This is a genomic window from Streptomyces sp. CB02414 (genome assembly GCF_001905385.1).
Classification (GTDB): domain Bacteria; phylum Actinomycetota; class Actinomycetes; order Streptomycetales; family Streptomycetaceae; genus Streptomyces.
This window is the reverse complement of record NZ_LIPF01000007.1, coordinates 370,154-391,136: the sequence shown is the minus strand read 5'-3', so window position 1 is coordinate 391,136 and position 20,983 is coordinate 370,154. Positions and strand designations below refer to the sequence as shown.

The 20,983-nt window shown below is 72.5% G+C and carries 20 protein-coding genes; 9 read left to right on the top strand and 11 right to left on the bottom strand.

Annotated features, from left to right (window positions below; genetic code table 11):
- Positions 1-51 precede the first annotated feature (51 nt).
- Positions 52-1,248 (bottom strand): glycoside hydrolase family 64 protein, encoded by a 1,197-nt coding sequence (locus AMK11_RS24170; RefSeq protein ID WP_073730110.1) that lies wholly within the window; start codon positions 1,246-1,248, stop codon positions 52-54.
- Positions 1,249-1,394: 146 nt separating this feature from the next.
- Here AMK11_RS24170 and AMK11_RS24165 point away from each other — a divergent pair, with 146 nt between their 5' ends.
- Complete coding sequence (locus AMK11_RS24165) at positions 1,395-1,892, top strand: hypothetical protein (RefSeq protein WP_241847064.1); 498 nt, start codon at positions 1,395-1,397, stop codon at positions 1,890-1,892.
- Between the two features lie 10 nt (positions 1,893-1,902).
- Here the strand turns inward: AMK11_RS24165 and AMK11_RS24160 are convergent, their stop codons facing one another.
- From AMK11_RS24160 to AMK11_RS24135, 6 genes are all read right to left on the bottom strand, one after another.
- Complete coding sequence (locus AMK11_RS24160; protein ID WP_073730109.1) at positions 1,903-2,409, bottom strand: nucleotide triphosphate diphosphatase NUDT15; 507 nt, start codon at positions 2,407-2,409, stop codon at positions 1,903-1,905.
- A gap of 42 nt (positions 2,410-2,451) precedes the next feature.
- The gene (locus tag AMK11_RS24155; protein WP_073730108.1) at positions 2,452-4,497 is read right to left on the bottom strand and encodes a CocE/NonD family hydrolase; all 2,046 of its coding nucleotides are present in this window, start codon (positions 4,495-4,497) and stop codon (positions 2,452-2,454) included.
- 12 nt (positions 4,498-4,509) lie between these two features.
- Entirely contained in the window at positions 4,510-5,814 is a 1,305-nt protein-coding gene (locus AMK11_RS24150) for an ATP-grasp domain-containing protein (RefSeq protein WP_073730107.1), read from the bottom strand.
- 70 nt (positions 5,815-5,884) lie between these two features.
- Positions 5,885-7,486 carry a VWA domain-containing protein gene (locus AMK11_RS24145; protein ID WP_073730106.1) on the bottom strand — a complete coding sequence of 534 codons (1,602 nt, stop codon included), beginning with the start codon at positions 7,484-7,486 and terminating at the stop codon, positions 5,885-5,887.
- 20 nt (positions 7,487-7,506) lie between these two features.
- Entirely contained in the window at positions 7,507-8,706 is a 1,200-nt protein-coding gene (locus AMK11_RS24140; protein ID WP_073730105.1) for an AAA family ATPase, read from the bottom strand.
- A 140-nt stretch (positions 8,707-8,846) separates the two neighbouring features.
- Positions 8,847-9,365 carry a lytic polysaccharide monooxygenase auxiliary activity family 9 protein gene (locus tag AMK11_RS24135; protein ID WP_073730104.1) on the bottom strand — a complete coding sequence of 173 codons (519 nt, stop codon included), beginning with the start codon at positions 9,363-9,365 and terminating at the stop codon, positions 8,847-8,849.
- A 291-nt stretch (positions 9,366-9,656) separates the two neighbouring features.
- Between AMK11_RS24135 and AMK11_RS24130 the strand changes: the two genes are divergently transcribed.
- The 6 genes from AMK11_RS24130 (at position 9,657) to AMK11_RS24105 (ending at position 13,146) form a co-directional block, all read left to right on the top strand.
- Positions 9,657-9,965: an ArsR/SmtB family transcription factor gene (locus AMK11_RS24130; protein ID WP_073730103.1), complete on the top strand. Its 309-nt coding sequence runs from the start codon at positions 9,657-9,659 to the stop codon at positions 9,963-9,965.
- Positions 9,962-10,351 carry a VOC family protein gene (locus AMK11_RS24125; RefSeq protein ID WP_073730102.1) on the top strand — a complete coding sequence of 130 codons (390 nt, stop codon included), beginning with the start codon at positions 9,962-9,964 and terminating at the stop codon, positions 10,349-10,351. The genes AMK11_RS24130 and AMK11_RS24125 overlap by 4 nt, the downstream gene beginning before the upstream one ends.
- A 101-nt stretch (positions 10,352-10,452) precedes the next feature.
- The gene (locus tag AMK11_RS24120; RefSeq protein ID WP_073730101.1) at positions 10,453-11,289 is read left to right on the top strand and encodes an alpha/beta fold hydrolase; all 837 of its coding nucleotides are present in this window, start codon (positions 10,453-10,455) and stop codon (positions 11,287-11,289) included.
- Between the two features lie 22 nt (positions 11,290-11,311).
- Positions 11,312-11,857, top strand: coding sequence for a TetR/AcrR family transcriptional regulator (locus AMK11_RS24115; RefSeq protein WP_073730100.1), 546 nt, complete (start codon positions 11,312-11,314; stop codon positions 11,855-11,857).
- Positions 11,858-12,003: 146 nt separating this feature from the next.
- Positions 12,004-12,516, top strand: a complete 513-nt coding sequence (locus AMK11_RS24110) for a hypothetical protein (protein WP_073730099.1) — start codon at positions 12,004-12,006, stop codon at positions 12,514-12,516.
- 21 nt (positions 12,517-12,537) lie between these two features.
- Complete coding sequence (locus AMK11_RS24105; protein ID WP_073730098.1) at positions 12,538-13,146, top strand: DUF998 domain-containing protein; 609 nt, start codon at positions 12,538-12,540, stop codon at positions 13,144-13,146.
- Between the two features lie 21 nt (positions 13,147-13,167).
- Here the strand turns inward: AMK11_RS24105 and AMK11_RS24100 are convergent, their stop codons facing one another.
- Positions 13,168-13,773: a TetR/AcrR family transcriptional regulator gene (locus AMK11_RS24100; protein WP_073730097.1), complete on the bottom strand. Its 606-nt coding sequence runs from the start codon at positions 13,771-13,773 to the stop codon at positions 13,168-13,170.
- 150 nt (positions 13,774-13,923) lie between these two features.
- On the opposite strand from AMK11_RS24100, the gene AMK11_RS24095 reads away from it, so the two are divergent.
- Together AMK11_RS24095 and AMK11_RS24090 are read left to right on the top strand one after the other, a co-directional pair.
- Positions 13,924-15,375 carry an amidase gene (locus AMK11_RS24095; protein WP_073730096.1) on the top strand — a complete coding sequence of 484 codons (1,452 nt, stop codon included), beginning with the start codon at positions 13,924-13,926 and terminating at the stop codon, positions 15,373-15,375.
- Positions 15,376-15,473: 98 nt separating this feature from the next.
- A complete protein-coding gene (locus tag AMK11_RS24090) occupies positions 15,474-16,451 on the top strand; it encodes a DUF3500 domain-containing protein (protein ID WP_073730095.1) in 978 nt (325 codons plus the stop codon).
- Between the two features lie 19 nt (positions 16,452-16,470).
- On the opposite strand, the gene AMK11_RS24085 is transcribed toward AMK11_RS24090, so the two are convergent.
- The 3 genes from AMK11_RS24085 to AMK11_RS24075 are packed head-to-tail and all read right to left on the bottom strand — an operon-like array spanning position 16,471 to position 20,840.
- Entirely contained in the window at positions 16,471-18,030 is a 1,560-nt protein-coding gene (locus tag AMK11_RS24085) for a mucoidy inhibitor MuiA family protein (protein WP_073730094.1), read from the bottom strand.
- Positions 18,031-18,036: 6 nt separating this feature from the next.
- On the bottom strand, positions 18,037-20,130 hold the full coding sequence (locus AMK11_RS24080) for a DUF4139 domain-containing protein (protein ID WP_073730093.1): 2,094 nt from the start codon (positions 20,128-20,130) through the stop codon (positions 18,037-18,039).
- Between the two features lie 20 nt (positions 20,131-20,150).
- Positions 20,151-20,840, bottom strand: a complete 690-nt coding sequence (locus tag AMK11_RS24075; RefSeq protein WP_073730092.1) for a YceI family protein — start codon at positions 20,838-20,840, stop codon at positions 20,151-20,153.
- Between the last annotated feature and the right edge of the window lie 143 nt (positions 20,841-20,983).

Here is a 20,983-nt window from a genome sequence, read left to right as displayed (position 1 = left end):
CCCGCCCCCGCGCCGATGCGCGGGGCCGGGGGCGGGCGCCTTCCGGCCGGGTCAGTCGAGAGGGTCGAGCGTCAGCCGGGCCTCGACCGGGTTGCCGTCGTGCACCAGCGACTCGTGGTGGCCGACGTCGTCGAAGGCGAAGGCGTACGCCCTCCCGTCGGCCATGTGGTCGTGGATGACCCGCGCGTAGTGGTTGGTCACCGAGTCCTGGTAGAAGCCGTCCGCCGAGGGGTCGGGCTGGTTCGGGTTGCTCAGCAGCGTCGAGCGGTTGAAACCGGCGCACAGGGTGCGGGAGATCGGCCCGCGCACCTGGTCGTTCGGGGCGTCCAGGAGCCTGTGGCAGCCGAAGACGCTGGAGGCGTCCGGCTTCTGGAAGCTCGTCACGACCGCACCGGAGCCGTCGGTGAAGTGCATGACGCCGCCCGAGACGCGCCCGTAGTACTTCGTGCCGGGCCGGTCGGCGAACGGGGTGACGGTGAGGGTGCTCGTCGTGTACTTCTGCCAGACCCGGTTGATGTAGTCGTCCATGACCGACGCGGGCAGCGCCCCGGTCTCCACGCCGTACAGCGGCGCCAGCGCCCGCAGGACGGTGCCGTCGGACCGGGTCTGGATCAGCCCGCCCCAGCCGGGCTGTGCCCGCAGCGCGTCGAACACGCCGCTGTAGCCGCCGGCCTTCAGCCGGCCCGCGCTGCTCACTCCGCCGTCGGCGCGCTGCACGCCGACGGTGTAGGGCGCGGAGAACATGTCGACCTGCGTGCTGTTCAGCCACAGTCCGGAGTCGTTGAGTGTGTACTCGGACCAGTTGAACAGGATGTCGCGGTTGGGGTCGTTCGGGTTCTGGACCGCCGGCTGCACCAGGCCGCCCGTGGTGAGGCGGAAGTCGAGCTTCTGGCCGTACGAGAAGTAGATGCGCCCCGACAGCTTGGGGACGCGGATCGTCTTGGTCTGTCCGGCGGCGGGTCCGGGGATGGACGCGTCCGGTGCGGGGGTGGGGGGATTGCCGCCGGCGGGCCAGGCGTGGAAGGTGCCGTTCGCGTCGGCCCAGCCCTGCTGACCGGTCGTCAGCGAGGTGCCCAGGTTGTAGATGTGGACCGGTTCGCCGCGGCCGGAGTTGTTGGTGATCTTCAAGGGGATGGTGGCGGGCACGGCCGCGTCGGCGGGTGGCGAGCCGCCGAACGCGAGCAGGGCACCGGCCAGGCCCGCGGCCGAGACCACGGCGAGCAGACGGTGTTTGAGGCTGGAGAGCACTCTCGACCTCCGTGCGGGTGTGGGGGGAGATTGGTCCGTACCGAACTTGAGAGCGCTCTCAGCCTCCCGCCAGGGCGCGTCCATGTCAATGCGCGGGGAGGGGATAGCGTTGTCGGCCTGTCCGGTGGAGCGGGGAGGGGAGTTGCGTGGTCACGGATTCCGGTGCGGACGACGACTGCCTGGCGTGCGACCTGATGACGGGGAAGGCCCCGTTGCCGGGCGGCACCGTACTGCACACCGGGGCATGGGTGGTGGAACACTGCGTCGGGCCGTTCGGTCCGGGCACCCTCGTGGTCAAGCCCGTTCGGCACGTGGTGCACGTCGCCGGCCTGACCGCGGCGGAGTCCGGCGAACTGGGGCCGCTGCTGCAGCAGGTCAGCGCCGCCGTCACCGAGGTGATGGCCCCGGAGCAGGTCTACGTGTGCCTGTGGTCGCACGCCGGGGGAGTGCCCGGCCACATCCACTTCGTCGTGCAGCCCGTCGGCGGCGCGGACATGACCCGCTTCGACGCCTTCGGACCGGCGCTGCAAGTAGCGATGGGGCAGGCCGGGTGCCTCCCGGACCCGGCGGAGGTGGAGCGCGTGTGCGACCGGCTGAGGGACGTACTCGGCTCGCCCGGCCCGGCAGCGGACCCGACGCGCTGAGCGGCCCGGTTCAGCCGGTCCGGGTGTCCGCGCCGCCGAGCAATCCGTAGTGCCGTACTCCGACGGGCCCTCGTGGCGTCGCCTCGGGCCACAGGCAGTCCAGCACACAGGCGGACGGCGCGAACAGCGCGGAGGGCACCGCCGGGCGGGCGAACCACTCCCAGCGCACGATGTTGTCCGGCTCGGTGACCCGGGGCGTCCCCGCCGCACCCTCGGTGACGGCCGCCGCCGTCACGCGGGTCAGCCCGGCCAGACCGTCGACGAGAACCGCGACGACCCGTACGTCCGCCGGGTCCGTCACGAGCCCGGTCTCCTCCGCCAGTTCCCGGGCGGCGGCCGTCTCGAAGTCCTCACCGGTGTCGACCTTGCCGCCCGGGAGTTCCCAGCGGCCGTCGTGGCCGAGGCCGAGCAGGACCCGGCCGGCGGGATCGAGGACGGCGATGCCGACACCGGTGAGACTGTGGGAGGCGGGGCGGGCGCGTTCGGGACGCTCGGCGCCGGGAGTACGAGAGTTCACCCGGCCATTGCACACCGTCGCGACCGTCCGGGGCCACCGGCCCTACAGCAGGTCGCGCGGCACCGTCTCGTTCCAGGTGCGCGAGAACACCCGGCGGCCGCCCTCGTAGCCGTCCAGCGTGGCGTCGACGAAGAACCGGCTCTCGTCGCAGGTGAGCCGGGTGTGCGTGACCACACGCACGTCCCAGTCGGCGCGCCTGAAGTCCATCGTCCACGTGGACTCACCGCTCACGGACGTGAAGTCGTCGGCGACGGACGCGTAGCGTTCGTGCGCGCGGCGGCCGACGTCGAGGCCGATCTCCTCGAAGCGGACCGTGCCCCGGTCCTTCACCGTCTCCAGCTCGGCGTGGTAGCCGACCAGGTCCCGCTTCACGTCCCACCGTTCCTCCGGGGGCGTGAGCGTCGTGGTGGCGATGGGCGGGGTGCCCTCGGGCTCGCCGAACGGCACCGCCGGGCTGTCGTCGGCCTTCTCCGGGGGACGGACCGGGAGGGTGAGCGTGCTGGAGCCCTCGCGGAGGCCGAGCATCGCCGGCTTCGGCGGCGGCCAGGCGAGCGGCCAGTAGGAGGTGGACAGTGAGAGCCGGACGCGGTGACCGGGCGGGAAACTCTGCGCCACCCCGTTGAGGTGGACCCTGGCCCGGTAGCGGCGGCCGGGCACCAGCGGCTCGGGCTCTTCGGCGCTGTTCAGGCGGGTGAGGTTGAGCAGGCCGTAGGTGACCCGGGTGGCGGCTCCGTCCGGGTGGACGTCCGACAGGCGCGCGGCCACCATGGCGACGGGCTGGTCGGCCGTCAGATCGAGGTCGACGGTCGGCGAACCGAGGATCTCCACCCGCTCGGTCAGCGGCTCGGTCTCGAAGACGAGGGAACCGCCGTCCTCCTCGCGCTGGTCGTACGGCAGGTCGGGCGGCGCGTTGTAGGAGGCCCACTTGCCCGCGAACTGACCGACGGACAACGGGGACCGCACGGTCAGGATCTCCCCTTCGTCCCCGGGACCCGCCTCGGCGTCCGCTTCGAGGGCGGGCCCGATCCGCCGCCCGGTGAGCGGGTGCGTGACCGGACGGACATGCGGGGACGGCCACTCGGGCTCCGCCACCCAGCGGCCCGGCCGCTCCTCGTACGAGGTGGACGGCGGGACGCTGTCCTGCATCCACGTCTGGAGCATCGGGCCGTCCATCACCCCGTTGTCGACGCCCTTGAGCCAGTGGTCCCACCAGCGCACGACCTCCTGGAGATAGCCGATGGCGGGCCCCGGCTCGCCGAGGTGGGGGAACTTGTGCGACCAGGGGCCGATGAGCCCCTTGCGGGGCACGTCCAGGTGGGCGAGCAGCCGGGTCACGGCGTTGGAGTAGCCGTCCGCCCAGCCGCTGGAGGCGAGCACCGGACAGCGCACGTCCGCGTAGTTCCCGGCGACCGAGGCGTGCCGCCAGTAGTCGTCGAGGCGCTGGTGGCGCAGCCACTCCACGACCCAGGGGCGCGCGTGCTCAAGGCGCTCGTGCCACATGTCGCGCCAGCTGTCGCCGGCCACGGCCGGGTCGGGGGGACAGGTGGCGTAGGCGAACATGGTGCCCGCCTCGGCCAGGTTGTCCGACAGCATGGCGCCGCCCATGTAGTGCATGTCGTCGGCGTGCCGGTCGTCGGTGAAGGACGCGATGACGACGGCCTTCAGGCTCGGTGGCCGCCGGGCCGCCACCTGGAGTGCCGCGAACGCCCCCCACGACAGACCCATCATTCCCGTGCCGCCGTCGCACCAGGGCTGGTCGGCGAGCCAGGCCAGGACCTCCTCGGCGTCGCGCTGCTCGATCTCCAGGTACTCGTCGCGCAGCACGCCCTCCGACTCGCCGGTGCCCCGCAGGTCGACGCGGACACAGGCGTAGCCGTGCCCGGCGATGTAGGGGTGGTGCATGGAGTCGCGTTCGGCGGTGAGGTCCCGCTTGCGGTACGGGATGTACTCCAGCACCGCCGGCACGGGCTCGTGGTCCGACGACGTGGGCCGCCAGATCCGCGCCGACAGACGGACGCCGTCCGACATGGGGATGACGACGTGTTCCTCTTCCTTGGTCGTGTACGGCAGGTGGGTCACATGACGCATGGTCGGCGCTCCTTAACCCCGCGCTCCTTCCGGCGGCCCGTCGAAGGTGAGGCCCAGGGCAGCGACGCACTGGTCGTACTTCCTGCGCAGGTCGTCCTCGTCGTCGCCGCCGGTGAAGATGTGCGCGAGTTCGTAGCTGTAACTGTCCTGCTGGGAGAGGTCGGAGAGCCGCCGGCCCGGCTCGGGCAGGACCTCGATCCGCACGCCCGGTATCTCGCGTTCGACGCGGGCGACGTCCTCGGCGGAGGGCACGTGCCGCACCACACCGTCCGTGAACCACCGGTAGTACCACTTCGCCGCCATCGCGTACGGGCCCTCGCGGTGCGGCATGCGCGGGTCGTCCCCGAGGGCGAGGGCGAGCATCGCGTGGTGGTTGGGGACGCCGTCCACGTACCGGAACAGCTCGGCGTGGGACTGGGAGTGGCGCGGGTTGATCTCCAGCAGGCTGATGTCCTGGCTGCCCGGGTCGTAGAAGTACTCCACGCTGAACGTCGCGTCGTCGAAGCCGATCCGGCGCATCACCCGCTCGGTGACGTCACGCAGCCGGGCGACGACGTCCGGGGGCAGCATGGAGGGGTACTGGTGGCGCAGGAAGCACGGTGAGTCCGGATAGTCGATGGAGTCGAGCGTGCCGTAGACGATCACCTCGCCGTCGTGCACGTAGCCCTCCACCGCGACCTGCACGCCCGACAGCGCCTCCTCGGCGAGACACACCCGGCCACCGACACCGTCCATCTCCGGCGGCAGGTCCACCCGGCCGAGGATGTGCTCGAAGGGGCGGCCCACACGGGAGATGCCGTCGCGGATCTCCGCGACGGCCTTGCGGAACTCCTCCTCGTCCCCGACCCCGAAGGCGAGTTCGGAGGAATAGGACAACGCGGGCTTGAGCCACATCGGGAACCGCACGCCGTCCGGCGGACGCGGCGGGTCCGCCGTCAGATCGACGCGGCCGAAGCGCGGATGCCGGTCCGTCACCTTCCGCTGTTCGAGCCGGCCCCAGTACTTGTGCTCGCACTTGACCACCGACTCGAGACTGGTGGTCCGGGTGCCGTACCTCTCGCCGAGGATCGGGACGAGGGTGCTGACCGGGAAGTCCCAGTAGCCGACGATTGCGTCGATGCTCCCGTCGAACGCGTCCAGCACCGACTGTGCCTTCTCCAGCACCGTCGGCAGGTGCACCTCGCCGTCCTGCAGCTCCTCGACCGTCAACAGGCCGTGGAATCGAAGCGAATCGGCGCCCGGCACGGCCTTGAGCACCGGAAGGTTGGCCTCGTCGAGGCCGACCACGAAGACGTTCTTGACCTTGTCGTCAGACACGGCTCTCCTCTCTCCTCCCAGGTTCGGCGGGGTACCCCGGCAGGGCGCGGGAAACCTCCACCGCGTCCGGTCAGATGACGCGGAAGAGGTCCGCGGCGGCGTGGACGTCGGTGAGGTCCTCGACGGCGCGGAGGTTGTCGCACAGGGCGTCGAGGACCGAGTCGGCCTCGGCGACGCGCGGGGTGCCGACGGCGATGCCGAAGACACGGAAACCGAGGCGGTGCTTGGCGGCGTTCCAGTCGCGCATCCATTCCTCGGTGACGCCGCAGTCGTCGTCGGTCAGCATCACGATGTCGCCGCGGGCGCGGGCCGTGTCGTCGAACTCCTCCTCCAGCAGTCCGGCGGCCGCCGTGAGCGGCCGCTGGTAGCTGGTGCCGCCGCCGAGGAAGGACTCCGCGAAGTCGAGCACCTCGGTGACGGGGGCGGGCCGGCCGGCCGGGAAGCGGAAGACCTGGAGCTTGTCGGCGGCGGCGAACAGGATGCCGACGAAGTCGCGCCCGGCGTCGCGGGCCTGGTCCAGCAGCGCCAGGGCGCACGCCTTGGCCCATGCCTCCCGGGTGATGCCGCCGGGCCCCGCCTCGTACATGGAGTGCGAGGTGTCCACGCAGGCGATGATCGCGCCCCGTCCGGTGGCCTGTTCGCCCTGGCTGTCGTAGAGCATCAGCTCACCGGCGGCGTAGCGGGCGGCGAACACCGCCCGCAGTTCGGGCAGTCCGAGGGCCGCCAGCTCGGAGGGGAGGACGCGGGAGAGGTCGTCGCCGAGTGTGACGCCGATCAGTTCCCCGGTGGCGTTCTCCACCCTGCGGGCTCGCTCACCGCCGGCCATCTGCCGGAAACGTCCGATCAGCTCGGCCCACCGGGCCAGCCGGCCGGTCCGCAGCCGCTCGGCGAGCCGGGCCCGCTGCTCGAAGGGCATCCGCTCCAGTTCTCCGGGGCCGACGCCCCACGCCCGCATCAGCGCCGTCTCGTTCCGCGTGGCCTCGGCGGCCCGGGCCACGGCGCCGCGCGCGGCGGCCCGGATCCCGGGGACGGCCACCCCGAGTGCCTGCGCGGCGCCGGCGGCGGCCTCGCGCGCGGCGTCCTCGGCGTTCTCGGCCGCCTCGGCCGCCCGTCCCACGGCGTCGGCGTCGTCCTGCTGTATCCCGTGGGCGGCCTGCCGGAGGGCGTCGGCCACGGCGGCGGCCGCCTCCTCGGCGTCCAGCAGGCTTCGCTTCGCCCGCTCGGCCTGTTCCTGGGCGCGCCCGGAGTGCTCCAGCATCCGGCGCAGCGCGCCGGCCTGGGCGAGTACGGCCATGGCGGCGGCGTACGCGTCACCGGCCGTCTCCCGGTGCAGCGCGGCGAACTCCGGGGAGTCCGTCAGAGACGTGATGATCTGGTGGTTGACCAGCCGGGCGGGGTCCATCTCCGCGGGCCGGCGCAACCGCGGCCGTGCCTTGTAGGCGGCCAGGAACGTGTCGGCCAGCAGGTCGGCGGCGTGGGCGTGGCGGTCGTCCAGTTCCCGGGCCAGGTCGTGCAGTCCGGCCGACTGCCCGTGCATGTCGCGCCAGATCATGAGGTCGAACCGGTCCGCGACCACGGCGGCGGTGTGCCGCTCGGCCGTGGCGCTCGAAAGGCTCAGCCACTTCCCGGCCCGGCTCGCCGGCTCGCCGCGCGCCTGCGATCCCTCGTCCATGTCCCCGACCGCCCTGGTGCTCAGAGCTGGGCCCGCACCGTGCTCGCGTCCACACCGAGGGCCTCGGTCAGGACACGGGCGCGTACCGCGCGTTGGCGACGGGCGACCCGGTCGATGGCGGCGGTGCTGCGTCCCGCGCTCGCCGCCTCCGCGCGCAGCTTCTCCAGCCGCTTCCCCGTCGTGGCGAGCTGGTGGTGGGCCTTCTTGATGACCCACTCGCTCAGCGCCTCGCGGGACTGGCCGGCCATGGCGTCGAGCTGGGCCTCCAGTTCCTCGACGGTGTCCGCCAGGTCGAGGGCCTCCTTGGCGTCGGGGTTGACCAGGTGCAGTACCTCCCGCTCGACGGCCGGACGCTGGGCGGGGGAGTCCCACAGCACGTGCGTCAGCACCGACAGGTCGGTGTCGGTGACCGCGGGGCGGCCGTCGAGGTAGGCGGAGGCCTGGAGCAGGCGGACGGCCTGCCGCCAGCGCCGGTCCGAGGCGACGAGTTCCTTGCGGCGCAGCGCGGCCCGCAGCGTGCACACGGCGTCGACGACGGCGTCGGGGACCTCGACGGCCGGGACGGCCTCGGCCACGGCGTACTGCAGCGAGGCCAGCTCGATCGTGGTCCTCGGCGGTGCCTCGGTGCCGCCGACGGCGGAGCGGACCAGCGCGGCGAAGTTGGAGGGGTCCGTCAGGTAGCCGACCTCGAGGCGCACGAGCAGCCGGTCGTAGATCGCGGCCGAGTCCTCTCCGGTGGGCAGCTCGTTGCTCGCCGTGATCGCCCCGATCAGGGGACAGCGGATCGGTTCGCCGCCGTTCTCGGGGTGGTAGATCCGCTCGTTGAGGAAGCCGAGCGTCTCGTTGAGCGCCGCCGTGGAGCACTTGAAGATCTCGTCGATGAACGCGATGTGCGCGGTCGTGGCGCGGCCGTCGTAGACCTGGCGGTACTCGCCCCGGGCCAGCGCGGCGACGTCGATGGGACCGAACATCCTCGTCGGCGCGGTGAACTTCGACAGCAGGATCTCCCAGTAGGAGGCACCGTCGATCCGGCCCGTCAGTTCCCGGGCCAGTTCCGACTTGGCCGTACCGGGCGGTCCGAGCACCAGCGAGTGCTGTCCGGCGAGCAGCGTCACCACCAGTGTCCGCACGACGTCGGCCCGCTCGTAGAAGCGGTCCGACAGTTCGTCGCCGATGGTCCGCAGCCGCTCTCCCGTGTCCCGCGCGTCCTGTGCGCCCATAGCCAACTCCTCGCCTCGGCGCTCGGACGGGCCGACGATTCGTAGCCTATTACGCACGTGTGTGTCCCCGACGAGGGGGGAAGGTGCCCGCTCCCGGCGGGTGCCTTCCCCCCTTCATCACCGGCTATACGCGGTCGCGCTCAGCCGCCGACGTTGACGTCGATGCAGGCGTAGAAGGCGTTGTCGGTGTCGGCCACGTTCCACACGGCGAGCACCTTCTGCTGACCGGACAGGCCACCGAAATCGACCTGGTGGTTCACGACCGCGTCGGGCTTGGCGCCGCCGTCGTCGAACACGGCGATCCGCTGCCCGCCCACGTAGTACTCCCAGGTGCTGGTGGCGTGCTGCGCGGTGAGCCGCCACGAGAACGTCGCGTTCTTCGGCACCGGGGTGACGGTCCAGCCCCTGCTGTCGTCGTCCAGCTCGGCGAAGCGGCTGTTGCCGCCGCTGCAGCTGGTCAGGCCCTTGGGGCCCTCGACGCTCTGCGGCTCGTACTTGATGTCCCCGCAGGACACCGTGCCCGCCGCGCACTGGGCCTGGCGGCTGGGCGGGTCGGAGATGTAACCGTGCGCGCTCGCCGACGAGGCGGGGAGGCTGACGGCGATGACAGGGGCGAGGGCCGCGCCGATCAGGGCAGCGGTCTTCCTGCTGGCGTGCATGTGAAGCTCCTTCACCTCGGGCCGTCCCGGGGCGCACGGTCATGCGTGTGGGGTGACCGCACGTGGGGGCGGCCTCTCTGAGTGGGGTCGAGAGACGCGAAGGTGACGCGCACCCGCCGCCCACCGTGAAGTGGTGAGCCCGCGCGGGGCCCAACTCCGCAAGCGGAGCGGCGAGTTCTGTTGGACTAGACCATACAAGCGGTCGACGTGCACGTGTCAAGGGTGTGACGGCCGTTGCCCGGGGGGCGTCCCGACTTGATAGGCAAGTGAGAGCTTGCCTATCCTGGAGCGGTGGCCGACGACCTCTTCAAAGCGCTGGCCGACCCCACGCGCCGCATCATCCTCGACGAGCTCACGGAGAAGTCCGGGCAGACCCTGTTCGAGATCTGCTCGCGGCTGAGCATGAGGCATCACCTCGGCATCTCCCGCCAGGCGGTCTCCCAGCACCTCGCCGTGCTGGAAGGCGCCGGGCTCGTCGAGACCAGGCGGGAGGGGCGCTACAAGTTCCACGACCTGAACGTGGCACCGCTCCGGCAGATAGCCGAGCGCTGGCCCGCGTCCGACCCCGACACACCCGAACCGGAAGAGAGCACCCCATGAAGATCCATCTGACCAGCGTCTTCGTCGACGACCAGGCGGCGGCCCTGCGCTTCTACACCGAGGTTCTCGGCTTCGTGAAGAAGCACGACGTCCCGGTGGGGGAGACGGACCGGTGGCTGACCGTCGTCTCGCCCGAGGACCCCGAAGGCCCGGAGCTCCTCCTGGAGCCCCTCGGCCACCCGGCCGCGCGGACCTATCGCGACGCCCTCGTCGCGGACGGCATCCCGCTCGCCCAGTTCGCCGTCGACGACGTCAAGGCGGAGCACGAGCGGCTGCGCGGTCACGGCGTCCGCTTCACCCAGGAGCCGGTGGAAATGGGCCCCGTCACCGCGGCCGTCTTCGAGGACGGCTGCGGCAACCTGATCCAGATCGCCAACCAGGGGTAGTGGGCGGTCGCCGCACGGCGGTGAGGGACGGCATTGACAGGTCAGGCTAATGGCAATAGCTTATGGCTAATGCCATTAGCCAACGCTCTCCGGAGGCGTTCATGACCGAGTACCTCCCCGTCGACGGCGGGATGATCGCGTACGAGGTGGCGGGCTCCGGCCCTCTGATCGTTCTGGCCCACGGCATGGGTGACAGTCGCGCCGCCTACCGTGCCGTCGTCCCGCAGCTGGTCGCGGCCGGATACCGGGTGGCCTCGGTGGACCTGCGCGGCTGCGGCGAGTCCAGCGTCGACTGGCCGGCCTGGAGCCGCACCGACATCGCCGGTGACCTGCTCGCCGTGATCCGCCACCTCGGCGGCCCGGCTGTGCTCGTCGGCCACTCGGTCTCCGGCGGTGCCGCCACCATCGCCGCGGCGCGGGAGCCCTCGCTGGTCACCGCGGTCGTCGAGCTGGCGCCGTTCACCCGCAAGCAGTCGGTCGGTCTCGGCGACCTGAAGGTGAGGCGTTTCCGGCAGGGCATGCTGCGGCTGCTCGGCGCGGGTCTGCTCGGCAGCCTGCCGCTGTGGCGCTCGTACCTCGACCTCGCCTACCCGGGCGTGAAGCCGGCCGACTGGGCGCAGCGGCTCGGGCGCATCGACTCCCTGCTGCGCGAGCCGGGCCGGATGAAGGCCATGCAGGCCATGGGGCGCAGCGCCCCGACGGACGCCGGCGCACAGCTCGGCAACGTCCGCTGCCCGGCCCTGGTCGTCATGGGCACCCTCGACCCCGACTGGGCCGACCCGCACGCCGAGGGCTCGGCGGTGGTCGAGGCGCTGCCGTCCGGCCTCGGCCGTCTCGAAATGATCGAGGGTGCCGGGCACTACCCGCACGACCAGTATCCCGACCAGGTCGTTTCGCTCGTGCTCGGCTTCCTGCGCACGGACGCCGCCCGTGCCTAGGGCGGGCCTGGACCCGGCGGCGGTGGTCGCGGCCGGTGCCGCCCTCGCCGACGAGGTGGGTCTCGCCAACCTGACGATGGGTTCGCTGGCGGAGCGGGTCGGTGTGCGGGCTCCGTCCCTGTACAAGCACGTGGGCGGACAGGAGGATCTCCTCCGGCGCATCGCCGTCCTGGCGATGAGCGAGGCCGCCGACGCGGTCGGCGGCGCGGTCCAGGGGTACGCGGGCCGCGACGCCCTGGCGGCGGCGGCCCGGGCGTTCCGTGCCTTCGTACTGGAGCACCCCGGCCGGTACGCGGCCACGATCGGACAGGAGCCGTCCGGCCCCGACGACCCGCTGGCCGCCGCGGCACGGCGACTTCTCGATGCCTTCATGGCCGTCCTGCGGGGCTACGAGATCGACCCGGCAGACGTGGACCACGCTCTGCGCATGCTCCGCAGCCTGTGCCACGGCTTCGCCGCGTTGCAGGCCGCGGGCGGCTTCCAGTGGAGCGCCGACGTCGACGAGAGCTTCGAATGGCTGATCGACTTCGCCGACCGAGGGTTGCGTCAATATTGCAACGAACTGTAATGATCTGTTGCGTTAACCAGGGCACATTGCAACGAATCCAAGGTGTCTACCTGCATAGATAGTCGATTGCTGCAATAAATCGGTTGCCCATACCGTGAATGCAACGTAGCGTTTCCCTCGTCGGAAAGCACCGAGGGGGGTGGATCATGGACGCAGTGCAGAATCGGAAGCAGGCCGCACCCGGCGCCTTCACCGCCTTCGCTCGTTTCGTGCTCTGTGGTGGTGGAGTGGGGCTCGCATCGAGCTTCGCCGTGGCGGCTCTCGCCTCGTGGATTCCCTGGATCCTGGCCAACGCCGTGATCACCGTGGTCTCCACGCTGCTCGCCACGGAACTGCACGCACGTTTCACCTTCGGTGCGGGCCGGGGCGCGACCTGGCGTCAGCACACCCAGTCGGCGGGTTCCGCCGCGGCCGCCTACGCGGTGACCAGCATGGCGATGCTCGCCCTGCACCAGCTCGTGGCAACGCCCGGCGCGGTGCTCGAACAGGTCGTGTACCTGTCCGCCTCCGCGCTCGCCGGTGTCGCGCGGTTCGCGGTGCTGCGCCTGGTCGTCTTCGCGCGAACCCGGTCGCAGGCCGCCGGTGCCGGTCCCGCCGCCCGTCCCGTTCACCACGCCTCCGTCCCGGCCGCTCCCGCGGGGCTCTGTCGAGCCGCCTGACGGTCGCTTTATGGTTACTTGATGCGTCTTGTCCCCAGATGGGTCCTGGTCTCTTCCGGGTGTGCGCCCGTCCTGCTGATCGGAGGCTGGTCGGGCGCGGCACTGTTCGAAGGGTCCGCGTACGATCCCGCCACCCAGACGATCAGCGTTCTTGGCGCCTACGGGGCCGCGGGCTACTGGGTGATGACGTCGGCGTTCCTCGCTCTGGGCGCCTGTCACCTGCTGACCGCCTGGGGCCTGCGGGCCGCCGCGACCGCCGGACGTGTGGCGCTGGGCGGCGGGGGTGTGGCCGCGCTGGCCGTGGCCCTGCTTCCCGCGCCGAGCAGCGGGGGTTCCCTGCGGCACGGCGCGGTGGCGGTGGCCGGGTTCACGCTTCTGGCGGTGTGGCCGCTGCTGGCCGTGGACGGCACGGCGGCCGCTCCCTGGGCTCTGCGGACCGCGCCCGCGGTGGCGGTGTGCGCGCTGATGGCCGCGGGCGGAGCATGGTTCCTGTTCGAGATGCACCGACACGGCAACGCCGGTGTCGCGGAACGCGTCGTGACGTTCCTTCAGTCGCTGTGGCCGTTCGTGGTCGCCGTCTCGTGTCTGAGCCGCATACGCCGACCGGCCCGGCGGCCCGTACGGGAGTAGCGGGGCGCGAGCGGCGAACGCTCAGGCGGCCGGGGAGCGGTGCCGGTCCACGATCCCCTCGACGATGCGCATCAGCCGGTCGCCCGCCCGGTCGATGCTGCCGTTCTGCGTGCTGACCTGTGCGCCTTCGAGTACGAAGGTGATCTCGGCCGCGGTCTGCTCGGGGTCGGGCAGTCCCGCGTCGGCGCACATGCCGGTCATTCTGCGGGTCTGGTCGGCCTTGTGCTCCTCGATGACCTGTCGTGCGGGATGGGAGCGGTCGGGAAGCTCGGCGAGCGAGTTGATGAACGGGCAGCCCCGGTACGAGATCGCGGGCAGCCCCTCGGCGATGAAGCGGGCGAGGCCAAGGATCTGCTCCCTGGGGCGGCCGGGATGTTCGGCCGCCACCCGGTCGAAGGCCGCCCGGTACTCGGCGGCGACGATGCGCAGCCACTCCGCGACGAGCGCGTCCTTGGTCTCGAAGTGCCGGTAGATCGCCATCTTGGTGGTCTCCGCCTTCTCGGCGATCGCCTGGACGCCCACCCGCCGGATCCCCTCGCTCTGGAAGAGCTCCTCCGCCGCGTCGAGGATGCGCTCGCGCGGCGGCAGTTTCGCCACCCTGCCCGGCCTTGCGGCGGTCGTTGCCATGGCTGCTCCGTGACGTCCGGTCCCGTGGGGCGTCGGGCCCCTCATCGCCTGCTACGGTACCAGTCCGTTCCGTTCGATACCGATCGGTATCGTCCAGGACCATTCGGTATCGCGATGTCCGCGGTATCCGCCCCTTGTCTTGGAGTGACAGTGAGAATCGACGAGTACGTGCGCTTCGACGCCGTAGGCCTCGCGGAACTGGTGGCGAAGGGTGAGGTCACCCCCGCCGAACTGGAGGCAGCCGCACATGACGCCGCGCAGGCGGTCGATCCGGAGATCAACGCCGTGGTCGAGATGTGGCCGGCGGACGACCTGCCGGAGCCGGGCAGTGCCCCGCTGGCCGGTGTCCCTTTCCTGATCAAGGACATCGGGGTCGCCATGGCCGGCCGGCGCATGGAGATGGGCAGCCGCCTGGCGGCCGGCCACGTGGCCCGCTCCGACTCGTCCCTGATGCTGCGCTTCCGCCGCGCCGGCCTCATGACGCTCGGGCGCACCGCGACACCGGAGATGGCCTACAGCAACACGACGGAACCAGTGCTGTACGGCGCGACCCGCAACCCGTGGGACCCGGAGCGGAGCGCGGGCGGATCCAGCGGGGGCGCGGGCGCCGCCGTCGCCGCCGGGGTGGTCCCGATGGCGCACGCCACCGACGCAGCCGGTTCGATCCGCGTCCCCGCCGCCTGCAACGGCCTCTTCGGCCTGAAGCCGACCCGCGGCCGTGTCTCCGTGGGTCCGCACTTCGACGAGATCTTCAACGGCCTGGCCGTGCACGGCAGCGTCAGCCGCACGGTACGCGACAGCGCGGTCCTGCTCGACCAGATCCGCGGTCCGGAACCGGGCGACCCCTATTTCGCCCAGGAGCCGTCCAGGCCGTACGCGGAGGAAGCCGTCCGTGACCCGGGGCCGCTGCGGATCGGTGTCCTCACCCAGGCGTGGGGCGGACACCGCACCACCGCGCCGGTGGCCGACGCGCTCTCGCGCACCGTGCGTCTGCTCGAGTCCCTGGGTCACGAGGTGGAGGAGGCCGAGGTCGGCCTGGGCGTCGACTGGGAGGACTTCCTCCTGGCCAACGCCCGTCAGTGGACCGCCAACCTGACGGCGTCGGTCGACGAGCTGGCCGCCGCGTCGGGCCGTTCCGTGAACGCGTCGACCCTGGAGGAGCCCATATTCGCCAGCTACCGTTACGGACAGGAGGTCACCGCCGCCGAGTTCGTCACCGCGCTGGCGACCCGCAACAAGGTCGCCCGAGCCCTGGCACGGTACTTCGCCGGGTACGACATGCTGCTCACCCCGACGCTGCCCGAGCTCCCCGTGCCCCTCGGCACGCACGCCGAGGGCGCCGGGAGGCTGGACGGCCTCGGTTGGCTGCGGCGGCTCTTCGACATCTCGCCGTTCACCGCCGTGTTCAACGTGGCGAGCACGCCCGCCATGTCCGTACCGGTGACGGCCGACGCCGCGTCGGGGCTGCCGGTCGGCATGCAGTTCGCCGCCGGTCACGGCCGGGAGGACAGCCTCTTCCGCCTCGCCGGACAACTCGAACAGGCCGGCCCCTGGTCGGCCCGGACGCCCACGGTGTGGGCCGGGGACCGCGCGGGCGACTGACCTCGGACTGACGGCCGACGGCCTCGTACATCCCGTGACCAGGACTCGGTACGGGTAGGGTGCGCAACCGTACGGGACACCGCGCGTAAGGGGAAACGGTGGGCGTTCATCCGGCGGAGGCGACGGCCGCGGAGCTGCGGGAGGCGGCGCGGGCACTGCTGTCCGTACTGGAGCCGGCGCAGGTGCGCGAGCTGCGCGCGGGACCCGGCCGGCTCGACGCTCCCGAACTGCGGGAGTGGACCTACCTGCCCGGTCCGCGCCCCGGACTGTCCACCGAGGGCCTCGACGGCCGGCAGCGCGAGGCGGTCGACGCGCTGCTGGCCGCGGCACACGGCACACCCGGAGCGGCGCTGGCGCGCGGGGCGATCGAGGTGGAGCGCCACCGCCGCGCCCTGGCCGGTGCCATCGGCGCCGACCGCTACTGGGTGCGGCTGCTGGGGGACCCGGACGGGGAGGACCCCTGGGGCTGGCGGATGAACGGCCACCACCTCGCCGTGCACGTGGTGGTCACGGCCGCCGGAATCCGCGTGACACCCCACTTCGTCGGGGCGGAGCCGGCCCGCGTCGCGGACGGTCCACAGGCCGGACGCCGGCTGCTGGGGCCGGAGGAGGACCTGGCCCGGGAACTGGTCACGGACCTGGACACCGGCCGGCGCGCGAGGGCGGTCTTCGCCGCCGCCCCACCGGACGACATCCTGACCCGGGACGACCCGTTCGCCGACCCGGACCTGCTGCCGGCCGGTCTGCCGCACGGCGACATGACCCCGGGTCAGCAGCGGCTCCTCGCCCGCCTGGTGCGCCGCTACCTCGACCGGGCACCCGCGGCCTACGCCGACCAGTGCTGGTCCGCCCTGGCGGCGCGCGGCCTGGACACCCTGGCGTTCGCCTGGGCCGGCGGCCGCGCGCCCGGCGACCGGCACTACTACTGTGTCCGCGCCCCGGACCTGCTCATCGAGTACGACAACACCCAGGACGACGGCAACCACGCCCACTCCGTCTGGCGGCACGTCCGCCACGACTGGGGCACCGATCTGCTCCGCGCCCACTACACGGAGCAGCACGGGCGGGAGCACTGACCGCCACGAGCCGACACGGCTAGAGCCCGTGCACCTTGGCGTTCGACGAGATCTCGTAGACCAGTTCCAGCGTGCGCCGGCCTCCGGGAGGCAGGAGGACGTTCCAGCGGACGACGCCGTCCGCGTCGACGTCGTCGGGCGGGGGAGCGCAGGCACTCCGGCGCAGGCTCACCTCCACCGCCGACGTCTCGGAGACCGGAACGCGTTCTTGGACGACGACCAGGTGCTCATGGCGTTCGCCGGGCCCCGAGAACCGTGACAGGTGCAGGCGGACGGTCCGGGTGAGCACGGTCCGCTGGGTGAGACCGGCGGTGTCACGGGTCTCCTCGGTCTCCCGCACGACCCGGTGGTCGTCGCGGCTGCCGAAGGCGAGGGCGACCGGGGCCCCGGGAGCGGTGAAGTCCAGCGTGCCACGACCGAGGAAGCCGCCGCCGCTGACGAGGTCCACGGGCCCGGCGAGCAGCGCGTGCCCCGAGCGGTTGTCGAACCGGACCAGTCGCCCGACCAGCGGGGACAGTTCGGGGGAGCAGGCGTACTCCGTCGTCGTGGGAGTCCCGAAGGAGGAGACCGGCACCCGGTGGGCCCGGCCGTCGGACGGTACCGAGACCGAGGCGTCGCAGTGCAGGACCCGGACCTCGCCGCCGTCGTCGACTCCCGGCAGGCCCTGTACGGGCGCCGGACCGAGGTCGGTGATCTCCTCCTCGCGCCATTCGACCTGGACGGTGCGGCGTTCCGCCGCCGATCGGTCCCGGAGGGTCAGCCGGTCCTCCGCGAGGCGCGGAGGCTCGGTGGCGAGCGTGCTGCGGGCCGTGGACAGGGTCAGCCGTACGTCCGACCAGTCCTCGCCGGTGCGCTGCCAGACCATCGCGTCCGTGTCCAGGGTGAGCGAGTCCCCGTCGAGCACGGCGCGGTAGGCGGGCCGCCACAGGGCGCACGGGACGAGGTGGGCCACGCGCAGCGCGGCCGGACCCGCGTCGCCCGCCCGTACGGTCAGTTCGATGTGGCCGACCAGTTCGGACGGTTCCGACTCCGTGTTCGCCAAGGCGTGCCGGGCGTCGGAGAGTTCGGCGGCCAGCGCCGTCAGCCGGGAGTCGACCGCGCGCAGCCGTTCGCCGCAGGTGTCGCGTTCCGCGTCGACCCGGTCCAGTTCGCGGGCCCACCGGGCAGTGTCGGACTCGCCGAGACCCGCACCCTCGCCGATCTCCCGCAGCAGATCGCCGGCGAGGCGGCCGAGGAGGTCGACACGGGCGTGCAGGCGCTCGCGCCGCCCGCCCAGCGCCTGCTGCTCCTCCTCAAGGCTTCTCACCCGGTGCCGCAGGGCGGAGTCGTCGTCGGCGGGACCCGGCGCTCTCGGTGTCCACTCGCGTACGACCCGGGCGTCGAGCACGGTCACCGGGCCGTCGGCGGACAGTTCGGCGTGCAGGCTGTGGTCGACGGTCAGGGCACTGACCGGTCCGAGACGCAGCACCTGGGTGCCGGCCGCGAGGTCGACCCCGGCGGTCCGCTCGACGTACGCCCGGTCCTCCAGACAGGTGACGGCGGTGACGGGGAGGGCGATCGGAGCGGGGCTCGTGTCCATGCGGGGTCAGCTCCTGCGGTTGCCGCCGGTCAGGGCCTTGCCGGCCGGGATGCGGATGACGTAGCCGCCGTCGAGGGCGGAGGTGGCGTGGGCCGGGATCTCGGCCCGCCACACGCGGGTGCCGGGAGCGTGCCGCTCGGCGTCGGTGCCGGCCGCGGGCGCCTGCCAGTCGGCCTTCTCCTCGATCCTGATGTCCGCGTCGGAGGTGACCGGCACCCGCTCGCGCACCTCGACGGTGACCGGGGCCGGGAGACGGTTGGCCAGTTCCACGTGCACGCGGTGGTCGAGGACGGTCACGCTGTTGCGCAGCCCGGAGGTCGATTCGAGCAGGCTCGTTCGGCGCGTGACCCCGATGGCCTCGTTGGCACCCAGGCCCACGCGGCGCACACCGCCGGGGGCGAGCGTGGGCAGTGAGGTGGTCAGCAGGAAGTCCCCGTCGGCCGAGACCTCCAGCGGGCCGGCCAACAGCGCCTGGTCCGACGTGTTGGACAGCACCAGGGTCGTGTAGACCGCCTGTTCCACCGACGGGACGCACAGGTACTCGGTCCGCAGACCGACCGCCACCTCACCGACGGTGATCGTGTGCCACGTACCGTCCGAGGGGACGTCGGCGCGTGCCGCGGCGTCGTAGCGGTGGTCGAAGGAACCGGCCGACTCGCGGGGGCGTACGGCGTTGCCCGGCAGGGGCAGCGCCGTGACCGTCTCCGCGCGCCGCCGGTGTTCGGCCGCCACCGGGTCGGAGACGGCGTCGGGGAACAGCCGTCCCCGACGCTCCGGTTGGCCGTCCGGGCCGGTGAGCACCAGTGCCGCGTAGTCGAGTTCGGCACCGCTCGGCCGCGGGGGCCCGGTCTCCGGGGCCGGCGACGGGGCGGGTACCTCTTGAGGAACGGCCGCGGACGGTGCCGCGGCCCGGCCGGGCGCCGCGGGAGCCACGGGACGGGGCGCGCCGCTCCTGCGACGGGCGTACGGCTGAGGTGCGCCGGGCGCCGAGCCCCCCGGCATCACGCCCTCGGCGCCCGCCGGCATGCCGCCGGGCGGTGGCGGCAGCGCGCCGGACGGCATGCCGTAGCCGTGAGACGTCATCTGCGGGGCGGGGGGCGGTACGGGACCTGCCGCGGGAGCGGCTGCGGCCGCCACCGCGTCGTGGGCGGCCCCCGCGGAGTCGCCGGCGCCCGGAGGCGGTCCTGCCGCGTCGTAGTCGCTGAAGAGGCCGAGCAGTCCGCGCGGGGGCTCACGCCATCCCGACGACGCGGGAGCGGGCTGCTCGCGTCCGATGCGGATCGATCGCAGCCGGGGCACATCGGTGCGCCTCCGCAGATCGGCCGTGGCCAGCGAGACGCGGACGCCGGCCCAGTCCTCGCCGGTGCGCTGGGCGATCGACGCCCGCAGCAGCAACCGTCCGTCGCTCCCGCCCCGGTGATGGGTGAGACGGTAGGCCGGCACCCAGACGGCGCCGGGCACCCCGTACTCCACCTCGATCTCGACGTCCGTGCCCGCGCCGCCCGTGAGGGTCACGTCCGCGCACGCGGTGGTCTCGGAGCGCGAGGCGGGCGCGTCGGTGGAGGCCCGGGCCAGCCTGTCGGCGGCGACCTCCCACTCGTGCTCGGCGTGCCGCAGTTCCTCGTCCGTCTCGCGCAGGCGAGTGTGCAGCACGGTCAGCCGGCCGTCCACGAACTCGGCGAGGTCCAGCCAGGCGTCGACGGGGGTGCGACGGTGGGGAACCTCGTCATCGCGAGGCGGCGGCACCGGGCGCAGGGCCGCCACCTCGTCGATCAGCTCCTGTTGCCGGTTCCGGCGGGCCTGGACGGCGTCCCGGACGTCGCGGAGCCGTTCCACCTCACGCCGGAGCTCGCCGACCGGGCGGCTGTCGAGCGGTTCGGCCTCGACGGCCGCTCTCGCCTCGGTGACCCGTACCCCGGTGGCGCCGACGACCCGCACCCGCAGGGAGCCCGGGTCCATCGAACGGGGCAGACCGGTCACCCGCACCCGCCCGCCTCGGGGCATGCCGCCGCGGGCGAGCCGGCGGCAGAGGGCGCCCTGTGCGTACACCACCACCGAGTCGAGGGTCGATGCCCACTTCGGGGCCGCCTCAGCCATCATGTGTTCCCCCACACGCCGTGTCAGTGCCGGGGGAACTCTATGCCGGATGCGGGCCGTGCGTGCTCCGGTGCGGTGGAGCGGATCGCGGAGATGTCGAACTGGAGCCGGACCTTCTCGCTGACCATGCTGCCCCCGGCCTCGAGCCGCTGGTTGTAGACGAGCCCCCAGTCGCGGCGGTCGATGGTGGTGGTGCCGTCGAAGCCCGCACGCTCGTAGCCGAACGGGTCCATGACCGAGCCGAGGTAGTCCAGTTGGATGTCGACGGGCCTGGTCGTGCCGCGAATCGTGAGGTCGCCCGTCATACGGAAGCTCTCCCCGCCGTCGTGGACGGTCGAGGTGCTGCGGAACGTCATCTCCGGGTGGCGGCGCACGTCGAAGAAGTCCTTGCCGACCAGGTGCCCGTCTCGCTGCTCCACGCCCGTGTCGACGCTCCCGACCCGGATCACGAGTTCGGCCCGGGACTCGGCGGGACGGGCTCCGTCGAAGTAGAGCGCGCTGTCGTAGTCGGCGAAGGACCCGCGGACGGTCGTGACCATGGCGTGCCGCACGGAGAAGCCGATCCGGCTGTGCGGGCGGTCGATGGTCCAGTGTCCGGTCAGTGCGCGAAGCGCCGGGTCGAGTGCGGCGCCGGCCGCCGAGGCCTGCCCACCCGACCCCACGGCCGGCGGCGGCTCGGCGACGGCGGTCTGGCGGCGGCTGAAGATACCCATGTGACGTGGCCCTTTCGAGTCGGAACACTCGGTGGTACCACGCCGTGGGCTGGCCGGACCGGGCAAGATGTGCGGCCTCGTCCGGGTTCCATGACGCCGACCGGAAAGCTGCACAAGATCGCCGGATTGAGTACGCGTACCTG